Origin of the sequence: Raoultella sp. (assembly GCF_039594335.1) — a bacterium.
GTDB lineage: Bacteria > Pseudomonadota > Gammaproteobacteria > Enterobacterales > Enterobacteriaceae > Klebsiella.
In genome coordinates this window covers 1-18,150 of sequence record NZ_JBCNNS010000060.1, presented here as the reverse complement: position 1 = coordinate 18,150, position 18,150 = coordinate 1, and the positions used below count along the sequence as shown (strand labels likewise).

Sequence of the window (18,150 nt, the reverse complement as noted above, 5' to 3'; positions counted from 1 at the left end):
TCTGTTGTTGCGCATACGATCGTATGGCCTGGCGCGCATTATAATGAGCAACACTGGCGCTGCCTATGGATGAAGGTAACATTTTGTTAAAATAAGACGAGTTTTAGCAACACATAAAACAGAGAATTAAGCATCTACCGCTATTGTAGCGTAAAATTCGCCGTCGCCACCTGGCCACTCTCGTCCATGACCACCAGTTGATAACTGTCGGGTCGCGCCAGCGGAAACGTCGCACTGGCGCCAGCGGCGGTCTGTGGTTCACCATTAAGAAACCACCAACGCCGCCCTTCTCCACCGGTGGTCTGCAACGATAACATGACCCGCGCTGTTCCCGGTAAACGTTTAATCACCGTCCCCTCGCGCACGCCCGACAACACCAGCGGCGCCACATCCGTCGCCTGCGGCGGCGGGCACTCCGGCGAGACCGAACCTAAGCGGGCAGCCCGTCGCTCAGCAAGGGGCAACCAGGGCTCCAGCGGCAGCGGCCAGACATCGACAATCTTCCGCACGGCACCGGGGCAATCCGCCGCTACCCGTCGCCCCTGCCCATCTAACCAGACAGGGAAGCGGATACCGCGCCCCTCTTCCTGGCCCGGCAACAGCAACGTTGGCGGCTGGCTGTCATCCAGCAACCATGTTGCCAGTCGACGTCGACAGTTGGTATCACCTGGCGCCAGATTCTGCCCGCCAGGCCAGCAGATCGTTGCCGCGCTGACCGTCTGCGGACGCTGGTCGGTGGGCAGAGCACCGCGCCCCATGGCCGGTCGCGCCAGCAGCATATTATTCACCTGGTTCAACAGAGGCACCGCGCTGGCAAAACCAAATTGCCCCACTACCGGGGTGCCGTCCGGCCGCCCGGTCCAGATACCGATCAGATAGCGGGCATTGACCCCAATGGCCCAGGCATCGCGATAGCCGTAGCTGGTCCCGGTTTTCCACGCCAGCGGTACCACCGGTACTAACGAGGTATCCGGTACCGGCTGCGCTTCACCCGCCAGAATTCGCCGGATTATCCATGCCGCGCCCGGCGACAACAGCGGTCTTTCCACCAGCGGGGCGTCCGGCGTCATCCGCAATCGCGCGACCTTGCCATGGCGGGCGAAGGCACTATATCCGGCCACGATATCTTCCAGTTTTGTTCCCGCCCCGCCGAGGATCAGCGACAGGTTAGGTTCCGCGCCGGCCGGTAATATCAGCGGCAAACCGGCATTGCGCAAGGTGGCGGCGAAGCGCTTCGGCCCGTAGGCTTCAAGCACCTGAACCGCCGGGAGATTCAGCGAACGCACCAGCGCGTCGCTGGCGCTGACCGGGCCATGAAAACCGCTATCAAAATTTCCGGGACGGTAATCGCTAAAGCGGCGCGGCACATCCTGCAGTAAAGATGCCGGATGAATAAGCCCGTCATCCAGCGCCATACCATACAGAAACGGTTTTAAAACCGACCCCGGCGAACGAACCGCCGAGACCATATCGATATGCCCGAAGCGGCTATCGTCGGAAATATCCGCCGAACCAACCCAGCCTCGCACTTTCATACTGGTATGGTCGACGACCACAATCGCCAGCGAACTGCGCGGCGGCAGACGTGATTTCCAGTTGAGTGCCAGATCTTCCAACTGACGCTGGAGCCCGGCATCCAGCGTCGTCACCACTTTCTCTTTGCGACTGCTCGCCAGTACCCGACGGGAAAAAAGCGGCGCCAGCTGCGGCATCTGTCGTGGAAACAACCATACCGGTTCTTCGATCGCTTCCTGTACCGCCTTATCAGACCAGATGCCCTGGCTGCGCATCCGCGCCAGGACTTTATCCCGCGCGGCCTGAGCCCGCTGCGGCCAGCGGTCCGGACGTAATCGACTTGGCGCCTGCGGCAGCACTGCCAGCAGCGCCGCTTCACCATAGCTGAGCTGCGCGGGGGATTTACCGAGATAAGCCCAACTGGCAGCGCCAATCCCCTGCAGCGTACCGCCAAAAGGAGCGCGGTTAAGATACAGCGTCAGGATTTCACTTTTTGATAAATGCCATTCCAGCTGCAGCGCACGCCAAAGCTGGCGCAGCTTGCCGCCGAAGGTTCGGGGATGGGGATCGAGCAACCTCGCGACCTGCATGGTCAAGGTGCTGCCGCCGGAGACGACACGCCCGGCGGTCAGGTCTTGCCAGGCCGCGCGAAAAACCGCCAACGGGTTCACGCCCGGATGCCGCCAGAACCAGCGATCTTCATACTGGATCAGCGCCTGCAGATAACGTGGCGATACATCATCGAGAGCGACCGGATAGCGCCAGACGCCCTGCTGATCCGCAAAGCGCCACAGCGGTGTGCCATCTTCCGCGACCACCACCTGGGCCGGCGCCACTTCCGGCAGCGGTAACGGCCACAGATGATCGGCCGCCAGCAGCGCCAGCCATAGCATAACCATCAACGCCGCCAGCCAGCGCCAGCGGCGTTTTACCTGTCGCAGCGACCGCATTTACGGGGTAACGGTCAGCGGGCCGCTGGCCGCGCCGGTCGCCCGCCACTGCGGAATATACATCGACTCCACCTGTGGCTGCGGAACGTGATATGTTCCCGGCGTGACCGCGCGCGCCAGGTACACCAGCGTCACCGGCTGCCCTTCGTTAATGGCCACGGCGGCGACGAAGCGATCGTCGCGGAACTCGATATGTTGAATATCCGCCTGCTGCATCTGGTTAAGCAAGCTCTGCACCGCGTCACCGTTCTCCTGCAGGCTGGCACTGCTGTTCGCCAGGTTCTGGTTTTCCAGCTCCAGTCCCGCCGGCAGCAGGTCCACCACCAGCGCATCCGGAACGTTGCGTTTGGCGGTTACCTCCAGCTTCACCAGCACCAGCTCGCCGCTACGCAGCGAGGTCAGCGATTTCTGCTGACCGCGGGTATCAAAGATTTGACGTTCAATGCCCAGTACATTCCCCGAAGCCTGCGGCGCGGCGAGCGGGTATCCGCTGCTATCAAGACGCAGCCAGAGCGGTCGATCGCCGGTGTTGCTGACCTGCAGGGACGCCAGCTGTTCAGCGTTCAGATTGCGGGTCTGCGCTTTATCCGCCGAAAGCGGCTGCGCCTGTAGCGACGTTTGCGCCTGCCAGTTGCCGGGTAAGTTCTGTAATGACCGGCCAGCCATGAATAGCGCGTTGGTCTCCTGAGTTGAAAGCCAACGCTGACCGTAGGCCTCTTGCGCAAGATTGCTCAGTAAGGTGTTCTGCACATCCGGCAGCAATTGGTTCTCCTCCAGCAGAGCCAACTTCAGCGCATCGTCGCGCAGCGTACTGCCATAATCGCCCAACCAGTGATCCGTATCCTGACGCGGCGTACTCATCGCCAGCGTCAACGCCTGCTCCGAGCGCGGTGCATCGCCCATCGCTTTGAGAGCGATGCCCAGTTGCAGCAGAGACAGGCCAGAACGCGCATGCTCATGCCGGCTCCAGATTTCGCGCAGGGCACCAAGGGGCGCTTTTTGCTGACGGGCCAGCACCAGGGCCGCATAAGCCTGAGCGGCGAAACGGCTGGCCGCCGCGTCATCGCTGTAGCGAACGGTCATCAGTCCCGGTTCCTGCAGATAGCGCAGCAGACGCTGGTTACCGTTATTCATCGCCTGAGCCGGTACGCTATAGCCCTGCTCGCCTGCTCTCACGAGGAAATCCATAGCATAGGCAGTCAGCCAATACTCTTCCGGCCCTTCTTTGTCCCACAAAGCAAATCCGCCATCGTCACGCTGCATATGCAGCAGTCGGGAAATACCGATGTCTACCGCCGCACGACGTTTTTCATCGCTGTCACCAGCGATGCCCAATGCTTTGAGCTGCGCGGCATTGGTGTAAAGCGACGGGAACAGCCCGCTGGCGGTCTGCTCCAGGCAACCATAAGGATAGGCTTTCAGGTCGTGAATGTAGCGGGCAAGATTCAGCGGCGGCTTCCCGCTGAACACCAGTTGTCCCTGCAGTGTCGCCGGTGAGAAGCCCTGCGTTTGCCCGACTGGCGCCTGCCAGCTTTCCCCTGGTTGCAGCACCGCGCCGCTATTCACGGTTTGCGCCGGGAAGGCCGGACGCACGCCAATTTTCCACTGTTTGCGCATCGGGGTGAAGGTCTCGCCCGGTAGAGTCACGCCGCTAATCGTGGCGTTCACCTGACCATCGCCGAAGCCATCGCCAGCGCGCACCGGAACAAACAGCGTGCTGCGCGCGCCGGGCGCCAACTGTACCGGAGGAATGGCCGCGCCATCGAGTTGCAGCAAACCGCTGGCACTCAGCGCGACGTTCAGCGTTTGCGGCCTGTCGGTGAGATTACGCAGATCCAGCGCCAGCCGGGTGGCGTCGCCGTTGGCAAGGAAGCGCGGCGTATTCAGTTCGGCAATCACCGGCGCGGCCACCACCACTTTCTCGTCGCTGCTGCCAAAATCATCGGCGGTCCACGCCTGCGCCATCACCCGCAGCTCGCCGTTGAAATCACCAATCGGCAGCGTCACCGCCCCTTCGCCATGCTCATCCAGGACGACCGGCTGCGCCTGTTGGGCAATAATCGTGACGTGATTAACCGGGGGTTTACCGCCACGTTTGAGTTCGTCGCCGTCACCGCCGAAACGCAGGCTGGCGAGACGCCCCTGACCTTCAATCACCTGACCGTAGATGTCATAAATATCCGCGCCGTAACGCTTCTGACCAAAGAAGGCGTTCCACGGATCCGGAGTGACGTAATCGGTGATGTTCAGCACACCGCTGTCCACGGCGGAGAGCAGCACATTGACCTGTTTCGCCACTTCCCCCTGCGCTACGCTGGCTTTGATTTTCACCGTCAGCGGCTGATTCGGGCGTATTTTTTGTGGTGCATCCAACGCAAGCGTCAGGCGACGGTTTTCATCGCCCAGCGGCAGGTGCAGCAGGCCAACCGCCCGTTTCGGCGTCGCCGAGCGTGACTTATCCCCAGGGCGAATCACCAGGGTGCTGAGGTAGAGATCGTGACGGTTCCAGGTTTTATCGACCGGAATCGACAGATCCATGCCATTCGCCGGGACGTCAATTTCCTGCCACCACAGTGGCCCTTCACTGGATTCAACCATCGCATAGCCTTTCCCCGCCGCAGGCGCGGCAATATGCAGTTTGATGGTGTCACCGGGTTTATAGGCCGCTTTGTCCAGCTTCATGGTGACCCGATCCGGACGTGCTGCGCCTGTGCCATCGCTGTTATCCTGCCAGCTGTAGCCCGCCCAGAAGCGCACACTGCTGATGACGTCATCGGGCCCTTTCACTTCCAGGCGGTAGGCCCCCCATTCCACAGGGAAACTCACTTTCGCCGTTTGCCCGGCCTGCAGATCCAGAGATTGCTCGCCTTCCTGCAGATCTTTTTGATCGAACTGCGATTGCCAGCCTTCGCTGTCAGACCAGTTCCAGTAGTAGTCGCGGCGCTCGCGAATCAGCCGCACCTGTAGCCCGGAGACCGCTTTTTTCTCGCCTTTAGCATTGGCGTAGACAATCTCAAAAGCAGCGGTGCTGTTTTCATCCACTACCGGCTGTTTCACCGTGCTGTCGGTGCGATAGTCGTAGACCTCTTTGAGGGCAAACTCCGGGCGGATCCCCGGCAACGTATCAGCAGGCCAGATCGGCTGCTGCACGGTACGGGTCACTGGCCGGCCGCCTGATTCCAGCAGGCTGGCCTGTAAAACGACCAGCAATGGCGAATGGCTATCCTGCCACTGACTGGCGGTGGTCACGTCGGCATGGCCTTTTTCATCCAGCGTCGTCTGGACTTCATCCAGGCTGCGGGAGAGGTTTTCTTCGGCAATATCACCAAACTGGAAGCCCGGCAGCGCCGCAACCGCATCGCGCAGCGGGCGCAGGAACAGTTTCCCCTGTAGCTGATTGCCGCTGGCAGGAGCGCCATACAGATAGGCGCCAGCGACGCTGAAGTGCACATCGGCATCCATGGCCAGCGGTGCGTTTTGCGGCGTCAGATTCAGCGCCATCCGCTCAGGCATAAAATCCTCGACATGGAAATCCCACTCGCGCGGCTGATTGTCACCGGTGCTGGCGCGGATATGCCACATCCCGGTCGCCGCCCTGCTATCAAGCGGCCAGGTAAACTGATACAGGCCATTGACCGGTTTGCTGACCAGCGAGCGGATCACCTGCCCGTCCGGCTGAACCACCTCGAACTTCACCGGCTGCTCGGCCAGCGGCTTGCCGTCGCCGTCACGGAGCAGCGCGTTGAGGATGACCGTTTCTCCCGGGCGATACAGATCGCGCGGACCAAACATAAACAACTGCTTGCTGAATCCCGGGGCACCGGCAATCGAGAACTCCGCCAGATCCAGGGCGGGAAGTTTGAGATCCAGCAAGGTGGTCTGACCGTCTTTTCGCGCCAGCAGCAGCGCCGCGTCTTTAGCATTGCTTTGCAGGGTAACGTGACCCTGGCCGTCGCTTTTCGCCTCAGTCAGGGTTTGCCCTTTCGCATTCAGCAACTGCACATCGATACCGGATTGCGCCGCACCGTCTTCAAGGCTCTGGGTAAAGACATCCAGCCGGTTGTGATAACGGTGCGCCGATACGCCAATATCGCTCAGCGTAAATAGCGTCGCGGCGTTGCTATAACTGTAGCGTCCCGCCGGATTCATCACCGCAACGTAGACGCCTGGCTGCTGCAACGGCTTAATATCCGCCAATGGCAACAGCAGTTTTTCTCGCGTGTTGCGCGCCGGATTGAGATCGAAACGCCCGGTGTAGACCAGCTCGGCCATTTTCAACAGTTCGTCAGACTCCCAGTTACTCAACGAGTTACGGTACTCCCACTGGCTGACAAAAGCGGACAGTGACTCCGGCTTGATACGGAAGAAGTTTACGTCGACGTTGTCGACGTTTAACGCCATTACCGGCAGCCCGGCAATCACTTTGCCCGGCAGCAGCGAGCCGCGACTGGCAAAACCGACGCTCGGGGCAATATCGCGGGTGGTAATGGTTTTTTCAAAATGGCTATCAAAGGTCGCCGCGTTCAGCGCACTCAGCGTTGGGTCAACGGAGACAATCAGTTCACGTTTCGGCTCAAGATGGCGTAACCGCAGCGCTTTCAGATCCGGCGACAGTTCCCAGGCGCCATCCACTTTGCCGCTTTTTTTATCGACCAGATGCACACTGCGTGAGAAATCCTGATCGGGATTAAGTGGCACAGAGAAGGTGAGCACCATCGCCGCCGCACCGTCCAGCTGGATTTCCGAGGCGTCCAGCAGCGTCAGTGCTTTACCTTTGCTTTTTTCTGCCAGTGCCGACAGCTGCGCGCTGTCGGGTTTTGCAGCGCCTGTTTGCGCAGCAGAAGAGCCGGCTGGCGCGACGGCCTGCGGTTTACCGCTGTCATCACATCCGCTGAGAGAAAGTGCCGTCAATAGCGCCAGCGACAGCGCCGCTAAACGAAATGGTTTCATCCTTTAACCCCTTGGCCCAAACAGCCAGTGCCTGTAGTGAACACATTATTATGCGCCAACGGCGGAATTACCAACAGCAGCCCTGGCAGAATCTGGCTATCACTATTTTATCCTCCGTGGCCGCATCGCAACTTTGCCGCCCTTAACTTGTCAGGCACCGAGAAAACGTCGACAATTCATTGATTGATGAATCATAAAACGGAGTCTCCATGTCTACCTCGTTTTTCGTCGCCGCGGACTGGTTAGCGGAACATATTGATGACCCGGAAATTCAGATTATCGATGCGCGAATGGCGCCAGCAGGCCAGGAAGCCCTGCGTGATATGGATGCGGAGTATCGCGCAGGCCATATTCCCAACGCCGTATTTTTCGATATTGAAGCGATCTCTGACCACACCAGTCCGCTGCCGCATATGATGCCGCGTGCGGAAGCCTTCGCCGTCGCGATGCGCGAGCTGGGGGTAAGCAGCGATAAACATCTGGTGGTTTACGATGAAGGCAATCTCTTTTCGGCTCCGCGCGCCTGGTGGATGCTGCGCACATTTGGTGTCGAAAATGTCTCGATTCTCGCCGGCGGCCTGGCCGGATGGCAGCGCGATGAATTGCCTCTCGAGCAGGGTGTTCCCGATATTGCGGAAGGTGAATTTGACGGACGCTTCGATCCACAGGTGATCAAACGTCTGACCGATGTGCTGCTGGTCAGCCATGAGGGATCGGCGCAGATCGTCGATGCACGTCCAGCCGGGCGTTTTAATGGCCAGGCAGATGAACCGCGTCCGGGGCTACGTCGTGGCCATATTCCCGGCGCGCTCAACGTCCCGTGGAGCGATCTGGTGATTAACGGCGAACTGAAAACCGTTGATGAGTTGAATGAGATTTTCATTCGCCAGGGCGTGGATTTCGAGCGACCGATTATTGCCAGCTGCGGCTCCGGCGTGACGGCGGCGGTTGTGGTGCTGGCGCTGACCACCCTCGGCGTTAACGGTGTGTCCCTGTACGACGGCTCGTGGAGCGAATGGGGCGCCCGCACGGATTTGCCAATCGAACCGGCGCAGTAACCGTGAACATTCCCGGATTGCGGCGTACCGCCTTGTCCGGGCTACACCAAGGCACTAAGCCGTAGCCCGGGTAAGGCATCGCCGCTACCCGGAAAGAGTTAAATAATGCGGTTCTGTTTAAAGTCGCGCAGGAAACTGCCCCAGCGCTTTTCATAAAATGGCGTGATATGGGCAATCATAAAATGGCTGATCCCCTGTTCACCTTCAACCACCTGACAGATATCAATCGGCTCATCGCCAGGTAACGTATCGGTCGCCACGCTGCCGGTCGCCTGGATCACCTCTTCGATATCCCCTTCGGCTTCAATGCCGATCAGCAGGTTTGCCGGAGCATCAACGCTATCTTTAATCGAGCAAAGAAACGCTCGTCTGACGGTCTTCAACGTTTTAAATAGCGTCGTCAACGAGTCAATCATCTGCGCCGGTGGCTCGGCGACTTCAGACAACAGCAACGATTCGCCGCCTTCGAGCACGGTTTGCGTGCTGAGCGGGCTGCCCTCTTCCCCCAGCAGATGGCGGATCTCATTGGGCATAAACTCTTTACCGGTGGGCAGTTTCGCATTGAGGAACAGCGTTTCCCCGAGCGTCATCGCAAACAGCGTCCGTGCCGGCATCACCACAAACGATTGTTGGTCTTCCACCGCCTGCTGCAGCGCTTGCAGAGAAGTGAAAAACGGAATCACCGAGGCGCCATCGTCTTTCTCCCAGTGCTGCAGATCGACGGCACTCTCTTCGACAATCTGCTCGCCTTCCGCCGCCGCACCCGGAATCCACACGGTGGATTCCAGCAGCGTGCGGAAAAATGCGGGGCGGTGGCCCGGCTCAGTCGCCGCCTTTTCCAGCAGAACTTCTAATTCATTTTTAGTTTCGGACATATTTTCGTTACTTTAAATTGCCCGGCGGCGCTGTGCTTGTACGGGCCTACGAATTTCCAAGGCCGGATAAGCGCAGCGCCACCGGCAAGATCGTTACTCTGCGGTTAACAGATGAGCAATCGTGCGCACGCCGAGGCCGGTAGCACCGGCAGACCACTGCTCAACCGCCGCTTTGCGATAGGTTGCCGAACAGTCAATGTGCAGCCAGCCCTGATGATAATTTTCAACGAAATGCGACAGGAAACCAGCTGCGGTGCTGGCGCCAGCCGGATAGGCCGCGCTGCCAGTGTTGTTTAGATCGGCGAAGTTAGACGGCAGCTGGCTACGGTGGAACTCGGCCAGCGGCAGACGCCAGAAAGCTTCGTTTTCCGCCTGGGCGCTCGCCAGCAGGCGCTTAGCCAGCGGGTCATCAAAGCTGAACAGCGCGTGGTAGTCATTACCGAGCGCGGTTTTCGCCGCCCCGGTAAGGGTTGCAGCATCGATGATCAGTTCAGGTTTCTGCGCCGAGGCGTCAATCAGACCATCCGCCAGCACCAGGCGGCCTTCAGCGTCGGTGTTCATGATTTCCACGGTCTTGCCATTACGATAGCGAATAATGTCGCCCAGTTTAAAGGCGTTGCCGCTGATCAGGTTGTCTGCACAGCACAGGTACAGCTTCACGCGTTTGTTCAGGCCGCGGGTAATCGCGAACGCCAGCGCGCCGGTAACCGTTGCTGCGCCGCCCATATCGGACTTCATCGAATCCATAAAGGCGCTTTGTTTGATGCTGTAACCGCCGGAATCGAAGGTGATGCCTTTCCCGACCAGGCAAGCGTACACCGGGGCTTCTTTATTGCCGGTTGGGTTGTAATCCAGCGCCAACAGCACCGGCGGACGCTCGGAACCGCGGCCAACGGTATGCAGGCCAAGATAGCCTTGCTCACGCAGGTCTTCGCCTTTCGTAATACGATAAGTCACGTTGTCGCAGGCGACGCCGCACAGCAGATCGACCGCGCGCTGAGCCAGCTGTTCCGGGCCTAGCTCTTCCGCCGGCGCGTTAATGGTGTCCCGCACCCAGTCAATAATCGTCAGGCGATTGTCCAGCTCGCTTTTCTGCGCGTCGTCCAGCGCCGGCCATTCCACCTTGCGGCTGCCTTTCGGCCCTTTGTAGCCGGCCCAGAATGCCCACGCCCGGTCGGTATCCCAACCTTCGCCGTTCAGCGCAACATGTTTGAACCCCATCCCATCGACTTTACGCGCCGCGCGCTGAATCAAAGCGAGGTCGTCTTTACCGTTCAGATGCAGGGTGATGCCGTCATTATTAATGCTGTAAGCCGCTTTTTCTCCCCAGCGCGCGTCGGCGGGTTGGGTCGTCAGCGTAATCTTCATGACTTCGGTCATTTTATCTTTATCCTTATCTGGCAAAGGAGCCGCATTTGGCAAAAGGGCCGCCAAAAGGCAGCCCATATTATTTTTCCGATGATTCACGCTGCAGGAGAAGGCGGTCAGCCGCTCATTCCCTGGGCTCACAGATTACTGTGTGGCGGGAGTGAGCAAACACGCCCCTCACATCTGTAGCGTGAAGCATGTTCCGGAAATTATTCTGCTTCATCTAACCAGACTAGCAGAATCGCCTCCAGAATTTTTTCATTGGATGCGTTCGGATTGTCATCAAAATCTTCCAGCTTGCAAATCCACTGATGCATATCGGTGAAGCGAACGGTTTTCGGGTCAAGATCCGGGAAGGCGTCATACAACGCTTCGCCAATTTCACGACTATCGGTCCATTTCAGTCCCATATTAATGCTCGCGTGCGTGGTTGATAGTATAACGCGGGATCTCGACGACCAGATCATCGTGGGTCACGCGCGCCTGGCAGCTCAAACGGCTGTCGGGCTCCAGCCCCCAGGCCTTATCCAGCATATCATCTTCATCTTCGGTACTTTCGGCCAGCGAGTCAAAACCTTCACGCACGATGCAGTGGCAGGTGGTGCAGGCACAGGATTTTTCGCAGGCGTGTTCAATCTCAATGCCGCTGCGCAGAGCAGCATCCAGAATGGTCTCACCGATCTCAGCTTCCACAACTACGCCATCAGGGCACAGGTCCTGATGGGGCAGAAAAACAATCTTTGGCATATTAAACCTCGTCCACGGATTGGCCTTTCAGCGCAGTACGGACCGACTGGTCCATGCGGCGTGCGGCAAATTCCTGGGTTTGTGTGTCTGTATTTTTAATCGCATCTTTAATCGCGTCGGCATCATCGCCTGCGGCAACCGCACGCAGCTGCGCCGTTGCTTCATCGATAGCCTGACGTTCTGCGGCGCTTAGCAGCGCGGCATCGGCGGCCAGCGCACTTTCCAGGCTCTCAAGAACGCGTGCGGCTTCCACTTTTTGCTCGGCCAGCATCCGCGCCTTGATATCCTGTTCGGCGTGACTCATCGAATCTTTAATCATGGTGGCGATTTCGCTGTCGGTCAGACCGTAGGAGGGCTTGACCTGAATGGAGGCTTCGACGCCGGTCGATTTCTCCATCGCGGTGACGCTCAGCAGGCCATCGGCGTCGACCTGGAAGGTGACGCGAATATGCGCCCCACCTGCCGGTAACGCCGGAATACCCCGCAGCGCAAAACGCGCCAGCGAACGGCAGTCCTGCACCAGTTCGCGCTCGCCCTGCATGACGTGGATAGACATTGCCGTCTGACCATCTTTAAAGGTGGTGAACTCCTGCGCACGCGCCACCGGAATCGTGGTATTGCGCGGAATCACTTTCTCTACCAGGCCGCCCATCGTCTCCAGCCCTAAAGAGAGCGGAATAACGTCGAGCAGCAAAAGTTCGCTATCCGGTTTGTTGCCCACCAGGATATCGGCCTGAATCGCGGCGCCAATGGCCACCACTTTGTCCGGATCGATGGTGGTCAGCGGCGTGCGGCCAAAGAACTCACCGACGCGCTCACGAACCAGCGGCACGCGGGTTGAGCCGCCGACCATGACCACTTCCAGCACCTCTTCCGCCGTGACACCCGCATCTTTCAGCGCACGACGGCAGGCTAACAGCGTACGTTTCACCAGCGGCGCAATCAGCTCATTAAACTGCTCACGGGTGACCTCACCCTGCCAGCCACCGACGTTGACGCTGGCGGAACCAGCATCGCTGAGGGCGATTTTCGCCGCAATCGCCGCATCCAGCAGTTCGCGCTGCAGGCGGTTGTCGCGACGATCGCTCAGCCCGGCCTGTTCACGGAGATAATCCGCCAGCAGATGGTCAAAGTCATCGCCGCCCAGCGCGGAATCGCCGCCGGTCGCCAGCACTTCAAATACACCGCGACTTAAGCGCAGCACCGAAATATCAAAGGTGCCGCCACCAAGATCGTAAACCGCGATCACGCCTTCCTGACCAGAATCGAGACCGTAGGCAATGGCCGCAGCGGTTGGTTCGTTCAACAGGCGCAGAACGTGCAGGCCGGCCAGACGCGCGGCATCTTTGGTCCCCTGGCGCTGAGCGTCGTCAAAGTAGGCCGGGACGGTAATCACCACGCCGTCAAGTTCGCCGGACAGGGCTTCCGTTGCCCGGGCAGCCAGCGCCTTCAGGATGTCGGCGGAGACGCGAACCGGATTGAGCAGACCACCAGCGGTCTGAATCATCGGCAGACCATTTTCGCTGGCCTGCAACTGGTAAGGCAAATGGGGGTAGCGAGTCTGAATATCGACCAGCGAACGCCCCATCATCCGTTTTACCGAGCTGATGGTGTTAACCGGGTCGAGGGCCGCATTATGTCGGGCATCGTAGCCGACGATCAGGCCAGATTCATGGTAGTTCACCACGGAAGGCAGCAGGTAGCGCCCCTGATGGTCGGGCAGAGTTTCGGCCTGACCGCTACGCACGGTAGCGACCAGCGAATTGGTGGTGCCCAGGTCAATACCCGCCGCCAGACGACGCTGGTGCGGCGCGGCACTCAGACCAGGCTCACTAATTTGTAATAAGGCCATAATTGCTTCCGAAAATTAAAAATCGAGCAGCTTTTCTTCGAGTTGTTCTGCAACGCTCTGAAGTTTATCGAGGAAACGCAGTTTACGCACGGTATCCGCCGCCGCGTCCCACGTCTCGCTATTTAATTGTTCGACAACCTGCTGATGACGAACGTCGTACATCCCCTTCACGCGTTTGATAAATGCCGCCAGACGTTCTTCATCCTGCGATTTTTCTATTTCATCCAGCTCTTCACGCAACTCCAGCTGTTCCATCAGAAAAGCGGTATCGCGCACGGTATGCTGCTCGCTGGCTAAGTCATAGCCATGGAGTGAAAGGAGATATTCGGCGCGGGTCAGCGGATGACGGAGCGTTTGCCACGCCTGATTGATCGTTGCGGATTGCTGCACGGAGGCAAGCTGTTCGGCCGCGCTCGCGCTGGCGAACTTGTCGGGATGATACTGGCGCTGCAAATCCTGGTACCGGACAGCCAGCTGTTCTTGCGAAAGGGTATAACTGACCGGTAACCCGAAGAGGGTAAAATAGTCCATAGTAACCTCAGGGTTAACGAGATAAAGCAAACCCCACTCACGGTTCACCGCGGTGGGGTCCTCTACCCGTGCATGTTGGGCCGCCTCTGCGTGGGCTGTCGTCGTTTACCCGCAGGACTGACTTACTGTCAGCCTCGGGGAGTCACGCGTTTACCGCCCGGATGCGGCCTTGAAACACGTCGGATAGTGTCGGGATTATACGTTAAAGCTTTCGCCGCAACCGCACTCATCTTTAACATTAGGGTTAGTGAATTTAAACCCTTCGTTCAGGCCTTCTTTGACAAAGTCCAACTGAGTGCCGTCGAGGAACTGCAGGCTTTTGCCGTCGATCACTACCTTGACGCCTTTATCTTCAAACACGGTGTCTTCTGCCGCCGGCTCGTCAACAAATTCCAGCACGTAGGCCATACCTGAGCAGCCCGAAGTGCGGACACCTAAGCGCAGACCGAAGCCTTTGCCGCGGTTGGCCAGGAAGGAATTAACTCGCGACGCTGCGCTGTCGCTAAGAGTAATCGACATACAATAACCTCTTAATTATTTCGCTTCACGTTTGCTTTTATAATCCGCAATCGCGGCTTTAATCGCGTCTTCCGCCAGGATGGAGCAGTGAATTTTCACCGGCGGCAATTCCAGCTCATCGGCGATATCGGTGTTCTTGATAGCCTGAGCTTCGTCCAGAGATTTCCCTTTTACCCATTCGGTCACCAGGGAGCTGGAGGCGATAGCAGAACCGCAACCGTAGGTCTTAAAGCGCGCGTCTTCAATGATACCTTCATTGTTGACTTTAATCTGCAACTTCATCACGTCGCCGCACGCTGGTGCGCCAACCATGCCGCTGCCGACGCTGTCGTCGCTGTTGTCAAAAGAGCCGACGTTGCGCGGATTCTCGTAATGATCGATAACTTTTTCGCTGTATGCCATGATGAATTCTCCTTATACCCTACCGATTAATGATGTGACCATTCGATGCTGTTCAGATCCACGCCCTGTTTGAACATATCCCACAGCGGAGAAAGATCGCGCAGACGGCCGATGGATTTACGAACCAGATCAATGGTGTAGTCAATCTCTTCTTCGGTAGTGAATCGACCTAAAGAGAAACGGATAGAACTGTGAGCCAGTTCGTCAGTCATGCCCAGTGCGCGAAGCACATAGGACGGCTCAAGGCTTGCGGAGGTGCAAGCAGAACCGGAGGAAACGGCCAGATCTTTCAGCGCCATAATCAGCGACTCGCCTTCAACATAGTTGAAGCTGACGTTGAGAATGTTCGGCGCGCCCTGCTCAAGGTCACCGTTGAGGTACACCTCTTCCATATCTTTTACGCCTTCCCACAGACGGTTACGCAGACCGCGCAGACGCGCCATCTCGGTTTCCATCTCTTCTTTCGCGATACGGTAAGCTTCACCCATACCGACAATCTGGTGGACTGGCAGAGTACCGGAACGCATGCCGCGCTCGTGACCGCCGCCATGCATCTGCGCTTCAATGCGGATACGCGGTTTGCGACGAACGTACAGTGCGCCAATACCTTTAGGACCGTAAATTTTGTGACCGGAGAAGGACATCAGGTCAACTTTCAACTGGCTCAGATCGATAGGCAGTTTGCCCACGCTCTGGGTGGCGTCAACATGGTAAATGATGCCACGCGCGCGGCACAGTTCGCCGATGGTGGCGATATCCTGCACAACGCCAATTTCGTTGTTGACGTGCATGATGGAGACCAGGATGGTGTCGTCACGCATCGCGGCTTCCAACTCTTTCAGATCGATAATCCCGTTGCGCTGCGGCGCCAGGTAGGTAACGTCGAAACCTTCACGCTCCAGCTGGCGACAGGTATCCAGAACCGCTTTATGCTCGGTTTTGCTGGTAATAATGTGCTTGCCTTTTTTCTGATAAAAGTTGGCTGCACCTTTAATCGCCAGGTTGTCGGATTCCGTTGCACCGGAGGTAAAGACGATTTCACGCGGATCGGCACCGACCAGTTCAGCTATCTGATTACGGGCGATATCAACCGCCTCTTCAGCCTGCCAACCGAAACGGTGTGAACGAGAGGCCGGGTTACCAAAGGTCCCGTCCAGGGTCAGGAACTGCATCATTTTCTCGGCAACACGCGGATCCACCGGCGTTGTTGCGGAGTAATCGAGGTAAATCGGTAATTTCATTGCTCTTTAACTCCGTACATCACTCAATGCAAGGAACCAGGCAACCGGCTTGATGTACGACCGGAGACACGGGATGTCGCAACATTCCGGCCTGATTCTGAAATCTCTTTTTTATCGTTCTTACTCTGACCCTTTCAGCCTGCCGCACCGACGCCGCAAGCTGAAATAAGACCAGTATTATGCACGCAGCTTGACGTCAATTGCGTCCTGAGTGCGGGTATTGCGCTGGGATTCATGGCTATGCTGACGACCTGAAACATCAAGGATTTCCTGGTTATTTACCAGTTCACCCAAGGTGATATTGTTCAGGAAGCCGGTCAGACGTTCGCTCAGGTCGCGCCACAGCGCGTGGGTCAGGCATTTATCGCCGCCCTGGCAGCCGCCTTTACCTTGACAGCGGGTTGCGTCAACCGACTCGTCTACTGCGCTGATCACTTCGCCTACGGCGATGCTGCCAGCCTCTTTACCTAACAAATAACCGCCGCCTGGGCCACGCACGCTGGATACCAGACCATTTTTACGCAGGCGGGAAAACAGCTGTTCCAGATAGGACAGCGAGATCCCCTGACGTTCAGAAATATCAGCCAATGGAACCGGGCCCGATTCAGAGTTGAGCGCAACGTCCAGCATCGCGGTCACAGCATAACGCCCTTTAGATGTCAGTCTCATGTCTTACTTAACCTCAAACTCGCCCCTGCCCGGGCTTTTTATTAATATGGGTATTGCATAGCAAGGCCAAGTCTGACATTCCCGAGTAATTTGGTCAACTATTTACTTGACTGTTTTAGTCAGGTATTTAACCATCCGTGCGGTCTGTATTTGCTCACGGTACTCCACTCCCCGACCGGCAAAACCGTGGACCCGTGCAAACGCCGCGCCGCGGGCAACAACGCGCGTAATTACTCTTTATTCTTCTGCTCAATCGACGCCAGCATACCACGCAGGATATTCAGCTCCTGGCTTTCCGGGCGCGCGCGGGTAAACAGTCGACGCAGTTTGTTCATCACCTGCCCTGGGTGGCTGGCGCGAATAAAACCGGTGGCGAGCAGGGTTTGCTCGAGGTGACCGTAGAAACGTTCTAAATCATCAACCAGCGGGTACGGCGTCTCTTCGTGCGCCACTGCCGATGGGTCCTGCTCCTGGGTGGCCAGCCACGCCATACGTACTTCGTAGGCGATAACCTGCACCGCCATTGCCAAGTTCAGCGAACTGTATTCCGGGTTTGCGGCAATAGCCACGTGATAGTGACATTTCTGTAGCTCATCATTAGTCAGCCCAACGCGTTCGCGGCCAAAGACCAGCGCGACCGGAGCGTGCTGCCCCTCCGCCACGCTCTTCAGACCACATTCGCGCGGGTCAAGCATCGGCCACGGCAGTGTACGTGAACGGGCACTGGTTCCCACCACCAGGCTGCAACCGGCCAGGGCGTCATCCAGGGTATCAACGATCTGCGCGTTGCCTATCACATCACTGGCGCCAGCGGCCAGCGCGATAGCCTGAGAATCCGGTTTAACCATGGGGTTAACCAGCCACAGGTTGGTTAACCCCATGGTTTTCATTGCCCGGGCAACGGAGCCCATGTTTCCAGTATGTGATGTTTCTACCAGTACAATTCGAATATTTTGCAGCATTATGGTTCTTCGGCTAAAGATTATTCATGCATGCTATCATAAAACGGAGACATAGGCAGAATTCGCTGTTACTATATGCGCCGTTTTTTCCCGTTCTTTAACATCCAGTGAGAGAGACCGATGCATCCGATGCTGAACATCGCCGTGCGCGCAGCGCGCAAGGCGGGTAATTTAATTGCCAAGCACTACGAAACCCCAGACTCCGTAGAAACGAGCCAGAAAGGCAGCAATGATTTTGTGACTAACGTCGATAAAGCAGCTGAAGCGCTGATTATTGAAACCATTCGCAAATCTTACCCGCAGCACACCATTATCACCGAAGAAAGCGGTGAACACGCAGGTGAAGATCAGGATGTTCAATGGGTTATCGATCCACTGGATGGCACCACCAACTTCGTCAAACGTCTGCCGCACTTTTCCGTTTCCATCGCCGTACGCATCAAAGGCCGTACTGAAGTCGCGGTGGTTTACGATCCAATGCGTAACGAACTGTTCACGGCTACCCGTGGCC

Annotated in this window: 15 protein-coding genes; 2 read left to right on the top strand and 13 right to left on the bottom strand. The window is 57.7% G+C overall.

The window, feature by feature from the left end; genetic code table 11:
• Nucleotides 1–140: 140 nt before the first annotated feature.
• Together pbpC and ACZAHD_RS12460 are read right to left on the bottom strand one after the other, a co-directional pair.
• Nucleotides 141–2,465 (bottom strand): peptidoglycan glycosyltransferase PbpC, encoded by a 2,325-nt coding sequence (pbpC, locus tag ACZAHD_RS12465; RefSeq protein WP_462457052.1) that lies wholly within the window; start codon nucleotides 2,463–2,465, stop codon nucleotides 141–143.
• The gene (locus tag ACZAHD_RS12460; protein ID WP_462457051.1) at nucleotides 2,466–7,415 is read right to left on the bottom strand and encodes an alpha-2-macroglobulin family protein; all 4,950 of its coding nucleotides are present in this window, start codon (nucleotides 7,413–7,415) and stop codon (nucleotides 2,466–2,468) included.
• A gap of 209 nt (nucleotides 7,416–7,624) precedes the next feature.
• On the opposite strand from ACZAHD_RS12460, the gene sseA reads away from it, so the two are divergent.
• Nucleotides 7,625–8,473 (top strand): 3-mercaptopyruvate sulfurtransferase, encoded by an 849-nt coding sequence (gene sseA, locus ACZAHD_RS12455; protein ID WP_462457050.1) that lies wholly within the window; start codon nucleotides 7,625–7,627, stop codon nucleotides 8,471–8,473.
• 98 nt (nucleotides 8,474–8,571) lie between these two features.
• On the opposite strand, the gene sseB is transcribed toward sseA, so the two are convergent.
• The 11 genes from sseB to trmJ form a co-directional block, all read right to left on the bottom strand.
• Nucleotides 8,572–9,348, bottom strand: a complete 777-nt coding sequence (gene sseB / locus ACZAHD_RS12450; RefSeq protein ID WP_462457049.1) for an enhanced serine sensitivity protein SseB — start codon at nucleotides 9,346–9,348, stop codon at nucleotides 8,572–8,574.
• A 93-nt stretch (nucleotides 9,349–9,441) separates the two neighbouring features.
• Nucleotides 9,442–10,728: an aminopeptidase PepB gene (gene pepB, locus ACZAHD_RS12445; protein ID WP_462457048.1), complete on the bottom strand. Its 1,287-nt coding sequence runs from the start codon at nucleotides 10,726–10,728 to the stop codon at nucleotides 9,442–9,444.
• A 197-nt stretch (nucleotides 10,729–10,925) separates the two neighbouring features.
• A complete protein-coding gene (gene iscX / locus ACZAHD_RS12440) occupies nucleotides 10,926–11,126 on the bottom strand; it encodes a Fe-S cluster assembly protein IscX (protein ID WP_462457047.1) in 201 nt (66 codons plus the stop codon).
• A 1-nt stretch (nucleotide 11,127) separates the two neighbouring features.
• Entirely contained in the window at nucleotides 11,128–11,463 is a 336-nt protein-coding gene (gene fdx, locus ACZAHD_RS12435; RefSeq protein ID WP_004866372.1) for an ISC system 2Fe-2S type ferredoxin, read from the bottom strand.
• A gap of 1 nt (nucleotide 11,464) precedes the next feature.
• The gene (gene hscA / locus ACZAHD_RS12430; RefSeq protein ID WP_462457046.1) at nucleotides 11,465–13,315 is read right to left on the bottom strand and encodes a Fe-S protein assembly chaperone HscA; all 1,851 of its coding nucleotides are present in this window, start codon (nucleotides 13,313–13,315) and stop codon (nucleotides 11,465–11,467) included.
• A gap of 15 nt (nucleotides 13,316–13,330) precedes the next feature.
• Complete coding sequence (gene hscB / locus ACZAHD_RS12425; protein WP_032686491.1) at nucleotides 13,331–13,846, bottom strand: co-chaperone HscB; 516 nt, start codon at nucleotides 13,844–13,846, stop codon at nucleotides 13,331–13,333.
• Nucleotides 13,847–14,041: 195 nt separating this feature from the next.
• Nucleotides 14,042–14,365 carry an iron-sulfur cluster assembly protein IscA gene (gene iscA / locus ACZAHD_RS12420; protein ID WP_004866380.1) on the bottom strand — a complete coding sequence of 108 codons (324 nt, stop codon included), beginning with the start codon at nucleotides 14,363–14,365 and terminating at the stop codon, nucleotides 14,042–14,044.
• A 15-nt stretch (nucleotides 14,366–14,380) separates the two neighbouring features.
• Nucleotides 14,381–14,767 (bottom strand): Fe-S cluster assembly scaffold IscU, encoded by a 387-nt coding sequence (gene iscU, locus ACZAHD_RS12415; RefSeq protein ID WP_004866383.1) that lies wholly within the window; start codon nucleotides 14,765–14,767, stop codon nucleotides 14,381–14,383.
• A gap of 26 nt (nucleotides 14,768–14,793) precedes the next feature.
• Complete coding sequence (gene iscS, locus ACZAHD_RS12410; protein WP_434639298.1) at nucleotides 14,794–16,008, bottom strand: cysteine desulfurase; 1,215 nt, start codon at nucleotides 16,006–16,008, stop codon at nucleotides 14,794–14,796.
• 177 nt (nucleotides 16,009–16,185) lie between these two features.
• Nucleotides 16,186–16,677 carry a Fe-S cluster assembly transcriptional regulator IscR gene (gene iscR, locus ACZAHD_RS12405; RefSeq protein ID WP_004866388.1) on the bottom strand — a complete coding sequence of 164 codons (492 nt, stop codon included), beginning with the start codon at nucleotides 16,675–16,677 and terminating at the stop codon, nucleotides 16,186–16,188.
• A gap of 230 nt (nucleotides 16,678–16,907) precedes the next feature.
• Nucleotides 16,908–17,639, bottom strand: coding sequence for a tRNA (cytosine(32)/uridine(32)-2'-O)-methyltransferase TrmJ (gene trmJ, locus ACZAHD_RS12400; protein ID WP_462457045.1), 732 nt, complete (start codon nucleotides 17,637–17,639; stop codon nucleotides 16,908–16,910).
• A 120-nt stretch (nucleotides 17,640–17,759) separates the two neighbouring features.
• Between trmJ and ACZAHD_RS12395 the strand changes: the two genes are divergently transcribed.
• Nucleotides 17,760–18,150, top strand: a 391-nt coding sequence (locus tag ACZAHD_RS12395; protein ID WP_462457044.1) for an inositol monophosphatase family protein, incomplete at its 3' end; no start/stop codon positions are given.

What these genes read in the sequence shown, in the direction of transcription:
- pbpC (WP_462457052.1), bottom strand. Translation starts at nt 2,465, where the DNA reads ATGCGGTCGCTGCGACAGGTAAAACGCCGCTGGCGCTGGCTGGCGGCG.
- ACZAHD_RS12460 (WP_462457051.1), bottom strand. Translation starts at nt 7,415, where the DNA reads ATGAAACCATTTCGTTTAGCGGCGCTGTCGCTGGCGCTATTGACGGCA.
- sseA (WP_462457050.1), top strand. Translation starts at nt 7,625, where the DNA reads ATGTCTACCTCGTTTTTCGTCGCCGCGGACTGGTTAGCGGAACATATT.
- sseB (WP_462457049.1), bottom strand. Translation starts at nt 9,348, where the DNA reads ATGTCCGAAACTAAAAATGAATTAGAAGTTCTGCTGGAAAAGGCGGCG.
- pepB (WP_462457048.1), bottom strand. Translation starts at nt 10,728, where the DNA reads ATGACCGAAGTCATGAAGATTACGCTGACGACCCAACCCGCCGACGCG.
- iscX (WP_462457047.1), bottom strand. Translation starts at nt 11,126, where the DNA reads ATGGGACTGAAATGGACCGATAGTCGTGAAATTGGCGAAGCGTTGTAT.
- fdx (WP_004866372.1), bottom strand. Translation starts at nt 11,463, where the DNA reads ATGCCAAAGATTGTTTTTCTGCCCCATCAGGACCTGTGCCCTGATGGC.
- hscA (WP_462457046.1), bottom strand. Translation starts at nt 13,315, where the DNA reads ATGGCCTTATTACAAATTAGTGAGCCTGGTCTGAGTGCCGCGCCGCAC.
- hscB (WP_032686491.1), bottom strand. Translation starts at nt 13,846, where the DNA reads ATGGACTATTTTACCCTCTTCGGGTTACCGGTCAGTTATACCCTTTCG.
- iscA (WP_004866380.1), bottom strand. Translation starts at nt 14,365, where the DNA reads ATGTCGATTACTCTTAGCGACAGCGCAGCGTCGCGAGTTAATTCCTTC.
- iscU (WP_004866383.1), bottom strand. Translation starts at nt 14,767, where the DNA reads ATGGCATACAGCGAAAAAGTTATCGATCATTACGAGAATCCGCGCAAC.
- iscS (WP_434639298.1), bottom strand. Translation starts at nt 16,008, where the DNA reads ATGAAATTACCGATTTACCTCGATTACTCCGCAACAACGCCGGTGGAT.
- iscR (WP_004866388.1), bottom strand. Translation starts at nt 16,677, where the DNA reads ATGAGACTGACATCTAAAGGGCGTTATGCTGTGACCGCGATGCTGGAC.
- trmJ (WP_462457045.1), bottom strand. Translation starts at nt 17,639, where the DNA reads ATGCTGCAAAATATTCGAATTGTACTGGTAGAAACATCACATACTGGA.